Source organism: Streptomyces sp. NPDC053665 (genome assembly GCF_055585285.1).
Genome location: NZ_JBVJKK010000006.1, coordinates 390308 through 407588, shown reverse-complemented (window position 1 = coordinate 407588; position 17281 = coordinate 390308). Strand labels below are relative to the sequence as shown.

The window sequence follows — 17281 nt, the reverse complement described above, 5'->3', positions numbered from 1 at the left end:
CCGCCCCGGCCGGTGCGAACGATCACCACCGGCCCGTGTCCGGACGCGGGGATCGCCCCTACACTCCGGGTTCATGCTGCGCGCCCTGGCTGTCGACGACGAACGCCCCTCGCTGGAGGAACTCCTCTACCTGCTGCGGGCCGACCCCCGCATCGGCAGCGCGGAGGGCGCCGGCGACGCGACCGAGGCACTGCGCCGCATCAACCGTGCCCTGGAGTCCGGCCCCGGCGGACCCGAGGCGATCGACGTCGTCTTCCTCGACATCCAGATGCCCGGCCTGGACGGCCTCGACCTCGCCCGGCTGCTGGGCGGTTTCGCCCGGCCCCCGCTCGTCGTCTTCGTCACCGCCCACGAGGACTTCGCCGTCCGGGCCTTCGACCTCAAGGCCGTCGACTACGTCCTCAAACCCGTGCGCAAGGAACGACTGGCCGAGGCCGTCCGCCGGGCCGCCGAACGGCGCGGCACCGCCCCGAGCATCCCCGTGCACGAACCCGACCCGGACCACATACCCGTCGAACTCGGCGGCGTGACGCGCTTCGTCGCCGTCGACGACATCACCCACGTCGAGGCCCAGGGCGACTACGCCCGCCTGCACACCGACCGCGGCAGCCACCTGGTGCGCATCCCGCTGTCCACCCTGGAGGAGCGCTGGCGCTCGCGCGGCTTCGTCCGCATCCACCGGCGCCACCTCGTCGCCCTGCGCCACATCGGCGAACTCCGCCTCGACGCCGGCACCGTCAGCGTCCTCGTCGGCTCGGAGGAGCTGCAGGTCAGCCGGCGCCATGCCCGGGAACTGCGCGACCTGCTGATGCGGAGGCCGTGACGGTGCCCCAGGACCCCACCGCGCGCCGCGTCGTCGTCACCGGCCCGCCCCGCCAGAGCCTCCCGCACGCCCGGCTGCGCTCCCGGGGGCGCCATCCCGCGCCTTCCGCCTCCTACCGGCCGCGCACCGAGATCGACGAGCAGACCACCCTCGGCCACACCTACGTGCGCTCCCTGATGCGCAGCCAGCTGCGCGCCGCCCTCACCGTCCTCGCGGTCCTCGGCCTGCTCGTCGGCCCGCTGCCCCTGCTGTTCGCGGCGCTGCCGGGCGCCCGCCGCCTGGAGTGGGCCGTCCTCGGCTTCGGCCTCTACCTGCCCCTGGTGCTGCTCGCCCGCTGGTACGTCCGCCGCGCCGAACGCAACGAACGCGACTTCGTGCGCCTCGTCGAAGACCGCTGAGCCCCGCCCGATGAACTCCGGCTACGCCGTCCCCGCCGTCGCCCTGGTCGTCGTCTCGACCGTCCTGGTCGGCGCCTTCGGCCTGCGCATCTCCCGCACCACGTCCGACTTCTACGTCGCCTCCCGCACGGTCGGCCCGCGGCTGAATGCGGCGGCGATCAGCGGCGAGTACCTGTCCGCCGCCTCCTTTCTGGGCATCGCCGGGCTCGTCCTGGTCCAGGGCCCCGACATGCTCTGGTACCCGGTCGGCTACACCGCCGGCTACCTCGTGCTGCTGCTGTTCGTCGCCGCGCCGCTGCGCCGCTCCGGCGCCTACACGCTGCCCGACTTCGCCGAGGCCCGCCTCGCCTCCCCGGCCGTGCGGCGGCTCGCCGGGGCCTTCGTGGTGGGCGTCGGCTGGCTGTACCTGCTGCCCCAGCTCCAGGGAGCGGGGCTCACGCTGACCGTGCTCACGGGGGCGCCGGACTGGCTGGGCGGGGTCACCGTCGCCCTCGTCGTCACCGCCACCGTCGCCGCGGGCGGCATGCGCAGCATCACCTTCGTCCAGGCCTTCCAATACTGGCTCAAGCTCACCGCCCTGCTGGTCCCCGCCCTGTTCCTGGTACTGGCCTGGCAGGGCGACGGCGCCCCGCGCCACGCCTTCGACGAACCGGCCACCTTCCGCGAGCAGCGCGTCGTCCGTGTCGCGGACGACATCGACCTGAGGCTGGACCGCCCGCTGACCGTGACGGTCACCGGCACCGTCGACGGCCGAACCCACACCGCCGGCCGCGTCGACCTGACCGCCGGAACCCACCGCATCGACGGCGGCACGCGCCTCGCGTTCCCCGCCGGCGCCGCCGTCCCCGAGGCCGAACGCAGCGGCGGCGGCGACCTGTCCCCGTCCCAGGCCGAGAGCCGGGAGGAGCGCCCCCTGTACGCCACCTACGGCCTGATCCTCGCCACGTTCCTCGGCACCATGGGCCTGCCGCACGTCGTCGTCCGCTTCTACACCAGTCCGCACGGCGTCGCCGCCCGCCGCACCACGGTCGCCGTCCTCGCCCTGGTCGGCGCCTTCTACCTGCTGCCCCCCGTCTACGGCGCCCTCGGCCGCCTCTACGCGCCCGAACTCACCCTCACCTCGGACCCCGACGCGGCGGTCCTGCTGCTGCCCGACCGCATGATCGGGGGAGTGGGCGGCGACCTGCTGGGCGCGCTGGTCGCCGGCGGCGCCTTCGCCGCGTTCCTCTCCACGGCCTCGGGGCTCACCATGGCGGTCGCCGGTGTCCTCACGCAGGACGTGCTGCCCTCCCGGGGCGTACGGCACTTCCGGCTGGGGACCGTGCTGGCCATGGCCGTGCCCCTCGCGGCCAGCGTGCTGGTCGGCGGGCTCCCGGTCGCCGACGCCGTGGGACTGGCCTTCGCCGTGTCGGCGTCCTCGTTCTGCCCGCTGCTCGTGCTGGGCATCTGGTGGCGGCGGCTGACCCCGCCCGGCGCGGCCGCCGGGATGCTGGTCGGGGGCGGCTCCGCCCTCCTCGCCGTCGCCGCGACCATGACGGGCTACCCGGGCCCGGGCGCCCTGCACGCCCTGCTCGCCTGGCCCGCCCTGTGGTCCGTGCCGCTGGGCTTCCTCACCATGGTCGTGGTCTCCCTGGCCACCCCCGGCCGGGTGCCGCCCGGCACGAACGCGGTGCTGGCCCGCTTCCACCTGCCCGAGGAACTGCGCAGCGAGGTGACGCCGTGAGCGACTTCCTGGCGGGCCTGTGCGTCGCCGTGCTGCCGGTCCTGGCCCTGGGCGTCTGGATCGGCCGGCGCACCGCCCGGGCCGGCAGCCTCGCCGGACTCGGCACGCCCGTCGAGCACGCCACCTTCGAGACCCTGCACACCGCCTCCCTGGCCGCGCCGCCGCTGCGGGCCGGCCTGACCGAGGAGACCGCCCGCAGGTCCGCCCGCAAACTGCGCTCCCTGCTCGGCACGGACGCCCTGTGCCTCACCGACCGTGAACAGGTCCTCGTCTGGGACGGCGACGGCGCCCACCACCGCGGCGAGATCATGGAGCGCCTCGGGGGGCCGCTGGACACCGGCCGCGGCGAGGCGTTCCGGCTGACCTGCGACAACCTGGACTGCTCGGTGCGCTGGGCGGTCGTCGCCCCCCTCACCGTCGACGACCGCGTGCACGGCGCCCTGGTCGCCTGCGCCCCCCGCGAGTCCGCCGTGCTGGTCCGGGCCGCCGGCGAGGTCGCCCGCTGGGTCTCGGTGCAGCTGGAGCTGGCGGACCTCGACCGCTCCCGCACCCGCCTCATCGAGGCCGAGATCAAGGCGCTGCGGGCCCAGATCTCGCCGCACTTCATCTTCAACTCGCTCGCGGTGATCGCCTCGTTCGTGCGCACCGACCCCGAGCGCGCCCGCGAGCTGCTCCTGGAGTTCGCCGACTTCACCCGCTACTCGTTCCGCCGGCACGGCGACTTCACCACCCTCGCCGACGAGCTGCACGCCATCGACCACTACCTGGCACTGGTCCGGGCGCGCTTCGGCGAGCGCCTCTCCGTCACCCTGCAGATAGCGCCCGAGGTGCTGCCCGTCGCCCTGCCCTTCCTGTGCCTGCAACCACTCGTCGAGAACGCCGTCAAGCACGGCCTGGAGGGCAAGGCCGTCGCCGCGGGCCGGTGCCACATCCAGATCACCGCGCAGGACGCCGGCGCCGAGGCGCTCGTCGTCATCGAGGACGACGGCGCCGGCATGGACCCCGGACTCCTGCGCCGCATCCTCGCCCGCGAGGCCAGCCCCTCGGGCGGCATCGGCCTGTCGAACGTCGACGACCGGCTCCGCCAGGTCTACGGCGACGCCCACGGCCTCGTCATCGAGACCGCGCAGGGAGCGGGCATGAAGATCACCGTCCGGCTGCCCAAGTACCAGCCGGGCGTCCACTCGGCGGGCCGGCTGACCGGCGGGTGAGCGCTCAGGTGCTGCGCGTGGTGACCACCATGCCGAGGGTGATCAATCCCAGGACGACCCAGCCGAACCACAGCCAGCCGTTGCTCCCGAGCGCCACCGTGTAGGCCGTCACGACGACGAGACCGCCGACGGTGAGCACCCCCATGGTCTTCGTCGAGTGGGAACCGTTCGTGGAACCGGGCATCGCGACACCCTCCTCGTGGTCCGGTCCCTCCATGGTGCCTGCCGGACGCCCGGCGCGCACGGGCCTTGCGCGAGCCGCCTTCAGCGCCCCTGCGCGTTCAACGAGGCGAGATAGGCGTTGTACGCCTCCAGTTCCTTGTCGCCGTCGCGCTCCGCGGCCCGGTCCGTGCGCCGCGCCTGGCGCTGCTCGGAGGCGTACCACTGGAACAGCAGGGCGATCAGGACCAGCACCGACGGGATCTCGCTGAACGCCCAGGCGATGCCGCCCGCCGCGTTCTGGTCGGACAGCGCCTCGACGCCGAGGGAGGCGGGCGGGTTCTTGAACGTCTCGACCATCGGCTCGGTCGCCATCATCAGGGCGATGCCGAAGAACGCGTGGAACGGCATGCCCGCGAACAGCTCCAGCATCCGCATCAGGTAGCCGGGCCGGTGGGGACCCGGGTCCACGCCCATGATCGGCCAGAAGAACACCAGGCCCACGGCGAGGAAGTGCACCATCATCGCCACGTGCCCCGCCCTGGACCCCATCAGGGTGTCGAAGAGCGGCGTGAAGTAGAGCCCGTACAGGCTGGCGATGAACAGCGGGATCGTGAACGCGGGGTGGGTGACGATCCGCATGTACCGGCTGTGCAGGAACATCAGCAGCAGCTCACGCGGCCCCTTGCGCCCCCGTCCGGCCGTGGGCAGCGCCCGCAGCGCGAGCGTGATCGGCGCTCCGAGCAGGATGAGGATCGGCGAGACCATGCTGATCACCATGTGCTGCACCATGTGCACGCTGAACATGACCATGCCGTAGTCGTTGAGCTGCGTGCACATCATGAGCATGATGCTCAGCACGCCCAGCGTGTAGCCGACGGTCCGGCCCACGGGCCACTTGTCCCCGCGCCGCACCAGCCGGACGACACCCCACCCGTACAGGGCCAGACCCGCCAGGCAGGCGACGAGGAAGAACGGGTCCGCCGACCACTCCAGCCCTCGCCCCAGCGTGAACGGCGGCAGATCCATGGTCATGCCGTGCCCGCTGTGATCCATTCCGCCGGCTCCTGTTTCGTGGGGGTGTGCAACAAGTTGTCCGTCCACAAGAGTAGAGCCGCCCCCGGTCACCACGGTGACCGGGGGCGGCACGGCGCCTCGGCGGCGCGGGGAACGGCGCGAGCGACCACCCGCGACCCGCACCCGGCAGATCAGCTCGGGCTCAGAGGACGCACTCCGCCTCGTCGTAGCGGTCCTCCGGCACGGTCTTCAGCGTCTCGACGGCCTCCGCCAGCGGCACCATCACGATGTCCGTCCCGCGCAGCGCGGTCATCTGCCCGAACTCGCCCCGGTGCACGGCCTCCACCGCGTGCCAGCCGAATCGCGTGGCGAGCACCCGGTCGTACGCCGTCGGCGTCCCGCCGCGCTGCACGTGGCCGAGGATGACCGGGCGGGCCTCCTTGCCCAGCCGGTCCTCCAGCTCGATCGACAGCTGCCGGGCGATGCCGGCGAAGCGCTCGTGCCCGTAGATGTCCTTGCCGCCCTCGTCGAAGTCCATGGTCCCGGGCCGCGGCTTGGCGCCCTCGGCCGCCACGACGATCGCGAAGCGCTTGCCCGCCTCGAACCGCTCGCCGACGCGCCGGGTCAGCTCCTCCATGTCGAAGGGCCGCTCGGGGACGACGATCGCGTGCGCGCCGGCCGCCATCCCGGAGTGCAGCGCGATCCAGCCGGTGTGCCGGCCCATGACCTCCACGACCAGCACCCGCTGGTGCGACTCGGCGGTGGTCTTCAGCCGGTCGAGCGCCTCGGTCGCCACGCCCACGGCCGTGTCGAAGCCGAAGGTGACGTCCGTGACGGCGATGTCGTTGTCGATGGTCTTCGGCACGCCCACCACGGGCAGTCCGCTGTCGGACATCAGGCGGGCGGCCTTCAGCGTGCCCTCACCGCCGATGGGGATGATCGCGTCGAGACCCAGCTCCTCCAGGTGCCCCCGGGCCCGCTCGACACCGTCGCGCAGGTGGGAGGGCTGGACACGGGAGGAACCGAGGATCGTTCCGCCGCGGGCGAGGATGCCGCCCACCGCGTCGAGGTCGAGCTTGAGGTAGTCGCACTCCAGGAGGCCCTTCCAGCCGTCCCGGAAGCCGATGACCTCGTCGCCGTGGTCCACGACGGCGCGGTGCACGACGGACCGGATGACGGCGTTCAGGCCGGGGCAGTCGCCGCCGGACGTGAGGACACCAATGCGCATAGCCCGAATACCTTCTCAACGTGGGCCGGGGACCGGACCACGTTGTCCGGCGGGAATCCCCGCCACCCTAGCCGCATCCGGGCACCGGACCGAAGCACGCGTCCGCCTGCTGGACGACCCCGCTCACCTGTGCGGATGTGCCGTCAGACGGGCTGTTGACCCGGAGGTCGACGCGTGCCTCGGACGAGCTGCGGCGCTGTGCTCAGGCGGGCTGCTGAGCAGCCGCGATGCGCTCGTTGCGCAGGGCCTCGTACCAGCGGTCGTCGGTCGGCGGCAGCGCGTTGACGTCGAGGGCCAGCTTCAGCAGCAGGTCCGCGATCAGCGGGTTGCGCGCCAGCACCGGGCCGTGCATGTACGTGCCGAAGACGGTGTCGTTGAAGGCGCCCTCGGTGCCGTCGCCCGTGCCGTTGCCGTTGCCGAACCGCACCCGGGCGAGGGGGCGGGCGGTGGGGCCCAGGTGGGTGACGCCCTGGTGGTTCTCGAAGCCGGTCAGCGGCGGCAGTCCCAGGCGCTCGTCGATGTCGCCCAGCACGTCACCGACGCACCGCGCGCCCTCGCCGCGCACCGAGACCACGTCCAGCAGCCCCAGGCCGGGTTCGCGCTGGCCGAGGTCGTTGATGAACTCGTGGCCGAGGATCTGGTAGCCGGCACACACCGAGAACACGATGGCGCCGTTCTCCACCGCCCGGGTCAGTCCGCCGTCCCGGCGCAGCCGCTCCGCGGCGAGCCGCTGCGGCCGGTCCTCGCCGCCGCCGATCAGGTAGATGTCGCCCGAGGTCGGGATCGGCTGGTCGCTGCGCACGTCGAGCCGGGCCACGTCCAGGCCGCGCTGCCGGGCACGGCGCTCCACGACGAGGACGTTGCCCTGGTCGCCGTAGGTGCTGAGCAGGTCGGGATAGATCCAGACGACCCGCAGTTGGTTGTCGCTCACAAAAGTCCCCTGACGTCTCGTGCTCAGTTGCCGACGCGGCGGCGCAGGTCCTGGAACGCCGTGTAGTTGGCGATGACCTCGATCCGGCCCGGCGGGCAGGCGGCCACGGCCTGGTCGAGGGTGTCGTGGACCTGGAAGTTCTGGTCGGCTACCTCCAGGCGCACCGCCAGGTCCAGCCGCCGGTCGCCGATCACGCAGATCGGGTGGCCCGACAGCCGCGTGTAGTCGACGTCCCACAGCCAGGAGGTGTCCGTGCCGTCGGCGCCGCGCGCGTTCACGGACAGGATGACCGGCGTGGGCGGCGGGTCGATCAGGGAGAACGTCTCCAGCCAGCCGGCCGGGTTCTTCGCGAGCAGGAGCCTGAGGTCACGGCCCTGGAACTGGACGACGTCGTACCGGCCGGCGACCGCCTGCACCTGGTACATGCGCTCCAGCGCGACCTGCGGCGGCACGCCGAACACGGCGGCGACGGCGGCCGAGGAGGCCGCATTGGCCTTGTTGGCGCGGCCGGGCAGCTGGAGGTGGATCGGCCAGGCCGAGCCGTGCGGATCGAGGACGTGGTCGCCGGAGAGCGCCCAGCTCGGCGTCGGGCGGCGGAAGCCGCACTCGCCGCAGAACCAGTCGTCGCCCGGGCGCTGCATCACACCGCCGCAGGACGGGCAGGACCAGGCGTCGTCCTTCCACATCTGACCCGCGGCCACCCAGACCACGTTGGGGGAGGAGGAGGCGGCCCACACGACCAGCGGGTCGTCGCAGTTGGCCACGATCACGGCCTTGGAGCCCGCGAGCCCTTCGCGCCAGTTCTCGGCGAGCATGCGCGTCTCGGCGGCCCGGTCGAGCTGGTCGCGGGAGAGGTTGAGCAGCGCGATGCACTTCGGCGCGGTGTCCCGGGCGACCCCGGCGAGGTACTTCTCGTCGACCTCGATGACGCCGTACCGGGCCTCCGAGCCGCCGGCGAGCGCCGACGTGATGCCGGCCGGCATGTTCGCGCCCAGCGCGTTCGACACGACGGGGCCCGCCGCGCGCAGGGCCTCGGCGATGAGCCGGGTGGTGGTGGTCTTGCCGTTGGTCGCCGAGACCAGCGTCACGTCCAGGTTCTGCGCGAGCCGGGCCAGCAGGTCGGGGTCGAGCTTGAGTGCCACCCGGCCGCCGATCACCGATCCGCTGCCGCGTCCCGCGGCGCGGGACGCCGCCGCGACCGCCTTGCCCGCGGTCACGGCCAGCTTGGCCCGCGGCGAGAGCGGGTCCGAGTTGCCTGCCATCAGTTCTCGATCCTCCTTGCGTACGCGCCGCGCCCTGAAGCCTGACGGCCACGTGGTGTGGACCTCAGCCTATCGAGATCCATTCGCACTCCCGAACCGTGGCACTGTGGCGAACTCGTGTGGAAGGCGCGGACCGACAGGACCTTACTCTTGCCGCCATGCGACACAGCCCCATCCCCGGCGCCCGAGGCCGCGTGAGACCCCTCACGCTGCACGGCGATCCCGTCCTGCACACGCCCTGCGCGGAGGTCACCGACTTCGGCCCCGAACTGGCCCGGCTCGTGGAGGACTTGTTCGCCACGATGTACGCCGCGCGGGGCGTCGGCCTCGCCGCCAACCAGGTCGGCGTGCCGCTGCGGGTCTTCGTGTACGACTGCCCGGACGACGAGGACGTCCGCCATCTGGGCCACGTCGTGAACCCGCGCCTGGTGGTCGCGGACGGGGTGGTGGTCCGCGGTCCGGAGGGCTGTCTGTCCCTGCCGGGCCTGGAAGCGGGCACCGAACGCCACGACCACGCCGTGGTGGAGGGCTTCACCGTGACCGGTGAGCCCGTCACGGTCCACGGCACGGGCTTCTTCGCCCGCTGCCTGCAGCACGAGTCCGACCACCTGGAGGGCCGCATCTACGCGGACCGCCTCACGGGCCGGCGGCACCGCAAGCTGATGCGGCAGGTCGCCCGGGCCTCCTGGAATGCCTGAGCGCCGTGGTCAGAACCCCGGGCCCCCGACCCGGTCGCCCACGCTCGCCAGCCGCCCCCACAGCAGGTCCGCCAGGCTGCGCACCAACTCGGTCCGCGAGCAGGGCCGTTCCCCCAGCCACCAGTCCCCGGCCGCGTGCATCATGCCGACGATCCCGTGGCCCCACACCCGCGCGAGCTGCTGGCCGCCCGGCCCGAGGTCCAGCCGCTCCTCGATGACCTGGGCCAGCTCCTCGCCCATCCGCCGCAGCAACGGCGCGCTGTGCTTGCCGACGTCGAACCCGGGGTCGCCCGGCTGGCCGCCCTCGGCGGGGTGCATCAGGAACCGGTACACCTGGGGGCGCGCCTCGATGGCGGCGAGGTAGGTGTCGAGCGTCGCCTCGACGCGCTCGCGCCGGTCCGCCGGGGCGTCCAGCGCCGCCCGCAGGGAGTCCAGCAGTGCGTCGGTGTGCCGTTTGGCAAGGGCGGCGTAAAGTCCGCCCTTGTCGCCGAAGTGGCGGTAGAGGATCGGCTTGGTGATCCCGGCCTCCGCCGCGATCGCGTTCATCGAGGCCTGGGGGCCGTCGCGCAGCACCACTCGGTCGGCGGCCTCGAGCAGCTCGCGCCGCCGGCGGTCGGCGGACCGTTGCTGATCGGTCCGCTGTGTGGTGTCCATGTGCTCTCCCCACCCGTGGTGTTTCGATGACGCCTGCGCAAACTAGCACTCGGGCGTGATCCGGACAGGGGAAGGGCCCGACCGGGCCGAGGGGAGTTGACGTGGACTACCCGTCGGTAACAGACTGCGGTTACCGCAAGTAACATGCACGTGCGCCGCTGGAGGGGACGACATGGCCGAGTTCACCATGGAGCTCAACGACGAACAGAAGGAGGTCCGCGACTGGATCCACGGCTTCGCCGCCGACGTGATCCGGCCCGCGGCCGCCGAATGGGACGAGCGTGAGGAGACTCCCTGGCCGGTCATCCAGGAGGCCGCCAAGGTCGGCATCTACTCCCTGGACTTCTACGCCCAGCAGTACTTCGACCCCACCGGCCTCGGCATCCCCATGGCGATGGAGGAGCTCTTCTGGGGCGACGCGGGCATCGCCCTGTCCATCGTCGGCACCGGCCTCGCCGCCGTCGGCGTCCTCGCCAACGGCACCGAGGAGCAGATCGGCACCTGGATCCCGCAGATGTACGGCGACGCCGACGACGTGAAGGTCGCCGCCTTCTGCTCCTCCGAGCCCGACGCCGGATCCGACGTCGCCTCCATGCGCACCCGGGCCGTCTACGACGAGGCCAAGGACGAATGGGTGCTCAACGGCACCAAGACCTGGGCCACCAACGGCGGCATCGCCAACGTCCACGTCGTCGTCGCGGTCGTCGACCCCGAGCTCGGCTCCAAGGGCCACGCCTCCTTCATCGTCCCGCCGGGCACCGATGGACTCTCCCAGGGCCAGAAGTTCAAGAAGCACGGCATCCGCGCCTCGCACACCGCCGAGGTCGTTCTCGACAACGTGCGCGTGCCCGGCTCCTGCCTGCTCGGCGGCAAGGAGAAGCTGGACGAGCGGCTCGCCCGCGCCCGGGAGAAGGCCCGGCAGGGCGGGGAGCGCGTGAAGAACGCGGCCATGGCCACCTTCGAGGCCTCCCGCCCGGCCGTCGGGGCCATGGCGGTCGGCACCGCCCGCGCCGCCTACGAGGTCGCCCTCGACTACGCCACGAACCGCGAGCAGTTCGGCCGGCCCATCATCGACAACCAGGGCGTGGCGTTCCAGCTCGCGGACATGCGCACCTCGATCGACGCGGCGCGGCTGCTGGTGTGGCGCGCCTCCTGGATGGCGATCAACGGCAAGCCGTTCACCGCGGCCGAGGGCTCCATGTCCAAGCTCTTCGCCAGCGAGACCGCCAAGAAGGTCACCGCCCAGGCCATCCAGATCCTCGGCGGCAACGGCTACACCCGCGAGTACCCGGTGGAGCGCATGCACCGCGACAGCGCCATCTACACCATCTTCGAGGGCACGAGCGAGATCCAGCGCCTGGTCATCGCCCGCACCCTCGCCGGCGTGCCCATCCGCTGACGTCCGCTAGCGGTGCCTGAGCGGCGTCAGCTGCTCGATGTCGTACCGCGCCCGGAGCTCCTCGATCGCCGTGTGGTCCGGCGGGCCGCCGGCGCCGAGGATCTCCAGCAGCTCCTCGAAGTACCGCTCGTGGTCCGGCGGCGGGCTCGCCTGGAAGAACATCTTCGCGGGCTCGTCCGTCGGATTGGCGAACGCGTGCGGGCACCCCGGGGGCACGACGATCACCGTGCCGGGGGTCGCCCGCACCACCCGGTTGCCGGCGGCGGACTCCCACCCCTGCCAGCGGTCGGGGGTGCGGATCCGCGGCTCGAAGGCGAGCACGTCCAGCTCGCCCTCCAGCACGTAGAACAACTCCTCGCTGCGCGCGTGCACATGGGCGCCGACGTCGAACCCCGGCGGCACCACCACCTCGAAGGAGGAGGCCGCGCGGGAGTGGGCGCCGGTCACCTTGAAGGTCACGTGCTGGGCGGGCGCCCGGACGACCCGGCCCTGCCCCGGCGGGACGAGCAGCCCTTCCGTCGCCGTCATCCCGCCCGGTCCCCGTCCCGCCAGCGGCCCAGCGCCATCTCGGCGGTGATGCCGGGACCGAACCCGGCGACCAGCCCGCGCGCCCCGCTTTCCGGGCCGCCCTCGTCGAACAGCCGGCGCAGCGCGTCCAGGACGACGGCGCTGGCGATGTTGCCGTACTCGGTGAGCGTGGCCCGGCTGAACCGGAAGGCGTGCGGGTCGACGCGCAGGAAGGTGCTCAGGTCGTCCAGGATCCGGGGCCCGCCCGCGTGGACGATGTAGAAGTCCAGGTCGGACGCGTCCCACCCGTGGTCGCCCGCCAGGTCCGTGATGACCGGTGCGAGCGGCTCCATCGTGCCCGGGACCCGCTTGTCCAGCAGGAAGTGGAAACCGGTCGCGCGCACGTCGTACGTGATCCAGTCCTCGGTCTTCGGGATCAGGAACGAACCGTTGCGCTCCAGCGCGATGCCCTCGCCGCCCCGGCCGCGCACCACGGCGGCGGCGATGCCGTCGCCGAACAGCCCGTTCGACAGCAGGGAACCGACGCCCATGTCGGTGGGCTGGTAGCACAGCGAGCAGAACTCGCAGGCCACGATCAGCGCGTTGGCCTCGGGGTAGGCGGAGCAGAAGTCGTGGGCCCGGTTGATCGCCGCCCCGCCGGCCGCACACCCGAGCTGGGCGATCGGCAGCTGACGGGTGGTCGGCTCGAAACCCATCTCGTTGATCAGCCAGGCCGTCAGCGACGGCATCATGAAGCCCGTGCACGACACGTAGACGATCAGATCCACCTCGGTGGTGAGCAGCTCGGCGTCGTCGAGAGCCCGCTGGACCACCGCGGGCACCCGCGCCTTGGCCTCCGCCTCGTAGAGCTTGTTGCGCTCCTCGAAACCCGGGTGTCTCAGAGTCTCCTCGACGGGCTGCACGATGCGTCGCGTGCGCACGCCGGTGTTCTCGATCAGCCGGAGGGCGAGCGGCAGTTGGGGGTGGCCCGCGTGGCGCTGCCGCGCCAGCTCCAGCGTCTCCTCCATCGTGATCACGTACTCCGGGACGGACACCGAGGGTCTGCACAAAGTCGCCATGAACCGTGCCTGCTTTCGCCTTCCGGAAGGCGCTTCGCCCCCCGGCCAGAAGGTGGTTCACCACTAGGGGTGGTCACCCCACGATCACCCGGGGGCACGGTGACTTCGCGCCGGGCTACTCCGTACCGGGGAGGACGTGCAAGGCTCGTTGCGGCAGTCGGATGACGCGGCCGCGCGACGACGCGTCCGGCCCGGGACCCGCTGCCGGCGGCCGCCGCGCGGCCGCCGGGCCTACCGGGCGTACGCGGCCCGGCAGGCCCTGGGCGCCCCACCGCCGGACGCGGTCCCGGCCCCGGCGGTCAACCGGCCTCGGGGCAACCGCGCGAGAAGCCGTCATGCACCCGCACCCGCACACGCACCCGCTACGTGGCCGTCCCGCTGCTGTGCGCGATGCAGGCCACGTCGATACGGTCGGCGAGCTTCGCCAGTTCGATGGTCAGAGCCGCGACCGTGTCCTCGTCCAGTCCGGACTCCCCGTCCTCCACCAGCCGCACCCACCGTCCCCCCACCGTCCGCAGCAGCTTGCTGACATCCGCCGCAGCCACCTGCAGGGTCCCGCGGTTGTCGACGATCAGAGGCAGAGTCACTTCGCGGTTCACACACGGGATCGTAGCCCCGCATCACTCACGCACCGTGCCAAACCGTGGTGATGTTGCAGAACTCGCGGATTCCGTGCCCGGACAGCTCACGCCCGTAGCCGGAGCGCTTCACACCGCCGAACGGGAACGCCGGGTGCGAGGCCGTCATCCCGTTGAAGAACACGCCTCCGGCCTCCAGATCCCGGACGAAACGGTCCACCTCGGCCTCGTCGCGCGTCCACACGTTGGAACTCAGCCCGAACGGCGAGTCGTTCGCGATCAGCACCGCCTCGTCCAGGTCCGCCGCCCGGTACAGCGTGGCGACCGGCCCGAACGCCTCCTCCCGGTGGATGCGCATCTCCCGGGTGATGCCGGCGAGGATCGTCGGCGTGTAGTACCAGCCCGGACCCTCCGGGCGTTCGCCACCGCACAGCACCCGGGCGCCGCCGCGCACCGCGTCGTCGACCAGCTCCTCCAGGTCGCGCAGTCCCTGCTCGGTGGAGAGCGGCCCGACCTCGGTGTCCTCGGACAGGGGATCGCCGACCTTCAGCGCCCGCATGCCCTCGGTGAACCGTTCGGCGAAGGCGTCGTAGACGTCCGTGTGCACGATGAACCGCTTGGCGGCGATGCAGGACTGCCCGGTGTTCTGCACCCGTGCCGTCACCGCGACCTGCGCCGCCCGGTCGATGTCGGCGGACGGCATGACCACGAACGGGTCGCTGCCGCCCAGCTCCAGCACCGTCTTCTTGATCATCTCCCCGGCGGTGGAGGCGACCGCACGGCCGGCCGGCTCGCTGCCGGTGAGGGTGGCGGCCTTGACACGTTCGTCGCGCAGGATGTCGTCGATCGCCGCCGAGCCGATCAGCAGGGTCTGGAAACAGCCTTCGGTGAAGCCCGCCCGGTGGAAGAGGTCCTCGAGGTAGAGGGCGGTCTGCGGGACGTTCGAGGAGTGCTTGAGCAGACCCACGTTCCCCGCCATCAGCGCGGGCGCCGCGAAGCGGATCACCTGCCACAGCGGGAAGTTCCAGGGCATGACCGCGAGCACCGGGCCGACCGGCCGGTAGCGCACCAGGACGCGTGAGGCGCCCGAGTCCTTCACGTCCGCGTCGGAGGGCCGCTCGTCGGCGAGCAGTTCCTCGGCGTGGTCGGCGTACCAGTGCATCGCCTTGGCGCACTTGGCGGCCTCGGCCCGGGCCTGCTGGATCGGCTTGCCCATCTCGGTGGTCATCACCCGGGCGATGTCCTGCTGGTCCTCCTCGAGGAGGTCGGCGGCCCGGTGCAGCAGCCGCGCGCGCTCCTCGAAGGTCGTCGTACGGTAGGTGCGGAACGTGGCCTCCGCGAGCTGGAGCCGGCGCTCGATCTCCTCCTCGCCCATGGCCTCGTACGTCTTGAGCGTCTCGCCGTTCGCCGGGTTCACCGTCGCGATGGGCATGGCTGACCTCCCTCGGTGCGGGCTGTGTCTCGACCTTCCCGCGCGGCGGAGGGGACCGCAACGCGGGAGTGTCTCCTCAGGGCGAGTGCTCCGCCAGCCGGTCGAGAAACGCGGCCTGGGTCGTGATGATCACCGCTCGGGCCTGTTCGGCCCCGAACCACGCGACCCGGTCCAGCTCGGGGAACTCCTGCATCCGCCCCGAGCGCGGCGGCCACTCCATGCGGAAGGTGCCGGGTGTGACGGTGTCCGGGTCGAGGTCGGCCTCGATCGCCCAGGCGGTGACGATCTTGCCGTTGGTCTGCCGCACCTCGCCCAGGGCGATGGCCTCACCGTCGGGCGGGGGCAGTCCCAGCTCCTCCTCGAACTCGCGGCGGGCGGCGGCCCAGGGGGACTCGTCGGGCTCGTACTCGCCCTTGGGGATGGTCCAGGCGCCGGCGTCACGCCGGGCGTAGAAGGGGCCGCCCATGTGGCCGAGCAAGACCTCGCGGCCGTGCGCGGACGGGCGGAAGAGCAGCAGGCCTGCGCTGCGCTTCACGGCCTCACCTCCGGGTGCGCCGCGAGGAGCGTCTCGACGGTGTCGGCCTCCTCGGGGCGCTTGTCCTCGCGGTAGCGGATCACGCGGGCGAAGCGGAGGGTGACGCCGGCCGGGTAGCGCGTGGAGCGCTGCAGGCCGTCGTAGGCGATCTCGACGACGAGTTCCGGGCGGACCCTGACCACGTGGTCGTTCGTCTCGACGGCGAGCTGCTGGAGCCGTTCGGTCTGCCAGGCGAGCATCGCGTCGGTCATGCCCTTGAACGTCTTGCCGAGCATGGCGAGACCCCCGTCGGCCGTGCGGGCGCCCAGGTGGAGGTTGGAGAGCTTGCCGCTGCGGCGGCCGTGGCCCCACTCGGCGGCCAGGACGACGAGGTCGAGGGTGTGGACGGGCTTGACCTTCAGCCAGGACGCACCCCGCCGGCCCGCGCTGTAGGGGGCCTGAAGCGCCTTGGCGACCACCCCCTCGTGGCCGCGCCCGAGGGTCGCGGCCAGGAACTGCTCCGCCGCGGGGGTCTCCTCGGGACCGGAGACCAGTGTGCGGCGCACCCGCATCGGCTCGGGGACCAGGCGGGCGAGTTCGGCGTGGCGCTCGGTGAACGGCAGGTCCAGCAGGTCACGGCCGTCGACGGACAGCGCGTCGAAGAAGACGGGGGAGACGGGCACCGCGCGGGCGGCGGTCGCCACGTCGGTGCGCGAGCCGACCCGGCCGGCCGTCTCCTGGAACGAACGGGGGCGTCCGTCCTCGCCGAAGGAGATCACCTCGCCGTCCAGGATGAACCGCTCGCCGCGCAACTCCAGCACGGCGGCCGTCACTTCGGGCAACCGGTCGGTGATGTCGTCGAGCGTGCGGGTGTAGAGCCGCACCGTGCCGCCGTCCCGGTGCACCTGGACCCGGATGCCGTCCAGCTTCTCCTCCACCGCGCAGGCGCCGAGCTTGTCCACGGCCTCGGCGACCGAGGAGGCGCTGTGCGCGAGCATGGGCAGCACGGGGCGGCCGACGGTGAGCCGGAACCGTTCCAGGGACGCGGGCCCGTCCGAGAGCAGCGCCTCGGCGACCGACTGGAGCGAACCCGCGAGCATCACCGCCCGGCGCACGTCCGCGGAGGGCGCCCCGGTCGCCTGGGCCAGGCCCTCCACGGCCACCGCGTCCAGCGCGCCCTGCCGGACCTCGCCGGTGAGCAGTCCCAGCAGGAACCGCTGCTCGTCCTCGGTGGCCGCGCCCATCAGCTCCCCGACCAGCCGGGTGCGCTCCGCCTGGGAGCCGGGGCCGGACACCTTCGCGAGCTCGGACAGCCGGGCGTCGACGTCCCGCACGGTCAGGCTCGGCTCGGCGGCGGGGACGACCGGCCGCCCCAGCACCTTCCAGCCGACGCCGATGCGGCCCTGCGGCAGGCGTCCCGCCAGGTAGGGGATGACGACGGGCACGTCGTCCGCCTCCGCGTCCCGGAAGAGCTCCGCGAGCAGCGCCGTCTTCCTCGACCGTGCGGAGGTGGCGGCGACCTCCTGGGACACTCGGGCCAACCGGTGCAGAAGCATGCAGTCATGGTGCACCGCCGGGGCCACCTCTACACCCGGACGCCCGGGCCGGTGTTGCCCGGGGAGCCTGGCGGGTCGCCCGGGGATCCCTGGCGAGTTGCCCGGGGACCCT

General features: G+C 72.5%; 18 protein-coding genes. 6 read left to right on the top strand and 12 right to left on the bottom strand.

From position 1 onward, the window contains the following. The first annotated feature begins 73 nt into the window (after positions 1 to 73). From ACZ6ZN_RS25150 to ACZ6ZN_RS25135, 4 genes are read left to right on the top strand one after another with little or no spacing between them, the layout of a single operon-like run. Complete coding sequence (locus ACZ6ZN_RS25150; RefSeq protein WP_451878128.1) at positions 74 to 823, top strand: LytR/AlgR family response regulator transcription factor; 750 nt, start codon at positions 74 to 76, stop codon at positions 821 to 823. A gap of 2 nt (positions 824 to 825) precedes the next feature. Then, on the top strand, positions 826 to 1221 hold the full coding sequence (locus tag ACZ6ZN_RS25145) for a hypothetical protein (RefSeq protein ID WP_398108724.1): 396 nt from the start codon (positions 826 to 828) through the stop codon (positions 1219 to 1221). 10 nt (positions 1222 to 1231) lie between these two features. Then, positions 1232 to 2944: a cation acetate symporter gene (locus ACZ6ZN_RS25140; RefSeq protein WP_398108572.1), complete on the top strand. Its 1713-nt coding sequence runs from the start codon at positions 1232 to 1234 to the stop codon at positions 2942 to 2944. After that, positions 2941 to 4155 (top strand): sensor histidine kinase, encoded by a 1215-nt coding sequence (locus ACZ6ZN_RS25135; RefSeq protein WP_451878130.1) that lies wholly within the window; start codon positions 2941 to 2943, stop codon positions 4153 to 4155. Before ACZ6ZN_RS25140 ends, ACZ6ZN_RS25135 begins: the two co-directional genes overlap by 4 nt. A gap of 4 nt (positions 4156 to 4159) precedes the next feature. On the opposite strand, the gene ACZ6ZN_RS25130 is transcribed toward ACZ6ZN_RS25135, so the two are convergent. The 5 genes from ACZ6ZN_RS25130 to ACZ6ZN_RS25110 form a co-directional block, all read right to left on the bottom strand. Beyond that, a complete protein-coding gene (locus tag ACZ6ZN_RS25130; protein WP_398108570.1) occupies positions 4160 to 4339 on the bottom strand; it encodes a hypothetical protein in 180 nt (59 codons plus the stop codon). Between the two features lie 80 nt (positions 4340 to 4419). Then, entirely contained in the window at positions 4420 to 5370 is a 951-nt protein-coding gene (locus ACZ6ZN_RS25125) for a cytochrome c oxidase assembly protein (RefSeq protein ID WP_398108569.1), read from the bottom strand. Between the two features lie 163 nt (positions 5371 to 5533). Beyond that, complete coding sequence (locus ACZ6ZN_RS25120; protein WP_398108568.1) at positions 5534 to 6559, bottom strand: 6-phosphofructokinase; 1026 nt, start codon at positions 6557 to 6559, stop codon at positions 5534 to 5536. A 202-nt stretch (positions 6560 to 6761) separates the two neighbouring features. Further along, positions 6762 to 7490 (bottom strand): type 1 glutamine amidotransferase, encoded by a 729-nt coding sequence (locus ACZ6ZN_RS25115; RefSeq protein WP_369198542.1) that lies wholly within the window; start codon positions 7488 to 7490, stop codon positions 6762 to 6764. Positions 7491 to 7513: 23 nt separating this feature from the next. Then, positions 7514 to 8752: a MurT ligase domain-containing protein gene (locus ACZ6ZN_RS25110; RefSeq protein WP_398108567.1), complete on the bottom strand. Its 1239-nt coding sequence runs from the start codon at positions 8750 to 8752 to the stop codon at positions 7514 to 7516. A gap of 158 nt (positions 8753 to 8910) precedes the next feature. On the opposite strand from ACZ6ZN_RS25110, the gene def reads away from it, so the two are divergent. Beyond that, positions 8911 to 9450: a peptide deformylase gene (gene def, locus ACZ6ZN_RS25105; RefSeq protein WP_398108566.1), complete on the top strand. Its 540-nt coding sequence runs from the start codon at positions 8911 to 8913 to the stop codon at positions 9448 to 9450. Positions 9451 to 9459: 9 nt separating this feature from the next. On the opposite strand, the gene ACZ6ZN_RS25100 is transcribed toward def, so the two are convergent. Further along, complete coding sequence (locus ACZ6ZN_RS25100) at positions 9460 to 10104, bottom strand: TetR/AcrR family transcriptional regulator (protein ID WP_398108565.1); 645 nt, start codon at positions 10102 to 10104, stop codon at positions 9460 to 9462. A 172-nt stretch (positions 10105 to 10276) separates the two neighbouring features. On the opposite strand from ACZ6ZN_RS25100, the gene ACZ6ZN_RS25095 reads away from it, so the two are divergent. Next, positions 10277 to 11503: an acyl-CoA dehydrogenase family protein gene (locus tag ACZ6ZN_RS25095; RefSeq protein ID WP_469649613.1), complete on the top strand. Its 1227-nt coding sequence runs from the start codon at positions 10277 to 10279 to the stop codon at positions 11501 to 11503. Between the two features lie 6 nt (positions 11504 to 11509). Here ACZ6ZN_RS25095 and ACZ6ZN_RS25090 read toward each other — a convergent pair whose 3' ends face one another. From ACZ6ZN_RS25090 to ACZ6ZN_RS25065, 6 genes are all read right to left on the bottom strand, one after another. Next, positions 11510 to 12031, bottom strand: a complete 522-nt coding sequence (locus tag ACZ6ZN_RS25090) for a cupin domain-containing protein (protein WP_398108564.1) — start codon at positions 12029 to 12031, stop codon at positions 11510 to 11512. Beyond that, positions 12028 to 13089 carry a type III polyketide synthase gene (locus ACZ6ZN_RS25085; RefSeq protein WP_469649610.1) on the bottom strand — a complete coding sequence of 354 codons (1062 nt, stop codon included), beginning with the start codon at positions 13087 to 13089 and terminating at the stop codon, positions 12028 to 12030. The genes ACZ6ZN_RS25090 and ACZ6ZN_RS25085 overlap by 4 nt, the downstream gene beginning before the upstream one ends. A 362-nt stretch (positions 13090 to 13451) precedes the next feature. Continuing rightward, positions 13452 to 13688, bottom strand: coding sequence for a DUF6213 family protein (locus tag ACZ6ZN_RS25080; RefSeq protein WP_333929907.1), 237 nt, complete (start codon positions 13686 to 13688; stop codon positions 13452 to 13454). A 25-nt stretch (positions 13689 to 13713) separates the two neighbouring features. Next, the gene (locus ACZ6ZN_RS25075; protein WP_469649606.1) at positions 13714 to 15099 is read right to left on the bottom strand and encodes an NADP-dependent succinic semialdehyde dehydrogenase; all 1386 of its coding nucleotides are present in this window, start codon (positions 15097 to 15099) and stop codon (positions 13714 to 13716) included. 76 nt (positions 15100 to 15175) lie between these two features. Continuing rightward, a complete protein-coding gene (locus tag ACZ6ZN_RS25070) occupies positions 15176 to 15634 on the bottom strand; it encodes an NUDIX hydrolase (RefSeq protein ID WP_469649604.1) in 459 nt (152 codons plus the stop codon). Then, on the bottom strand, positions 15631 to 17169 hold the full coding sequence (locus tag ACZ6ZN_RS25065) for an ATP-dependent DNA ligase (protein ID WP_451878135.1): 1539 nt from the start codon (positions 17167 to 17169) through the stop codon (positions 15631 to 15633). The genes ACZ6ZN_RS25070 and ACZ6ZN_RS25065 overlap by 4 nt, the downstream gene beginning before the upstream one ends. Positions 17170 to 17281: the final 112 nt, after the last annotated feature.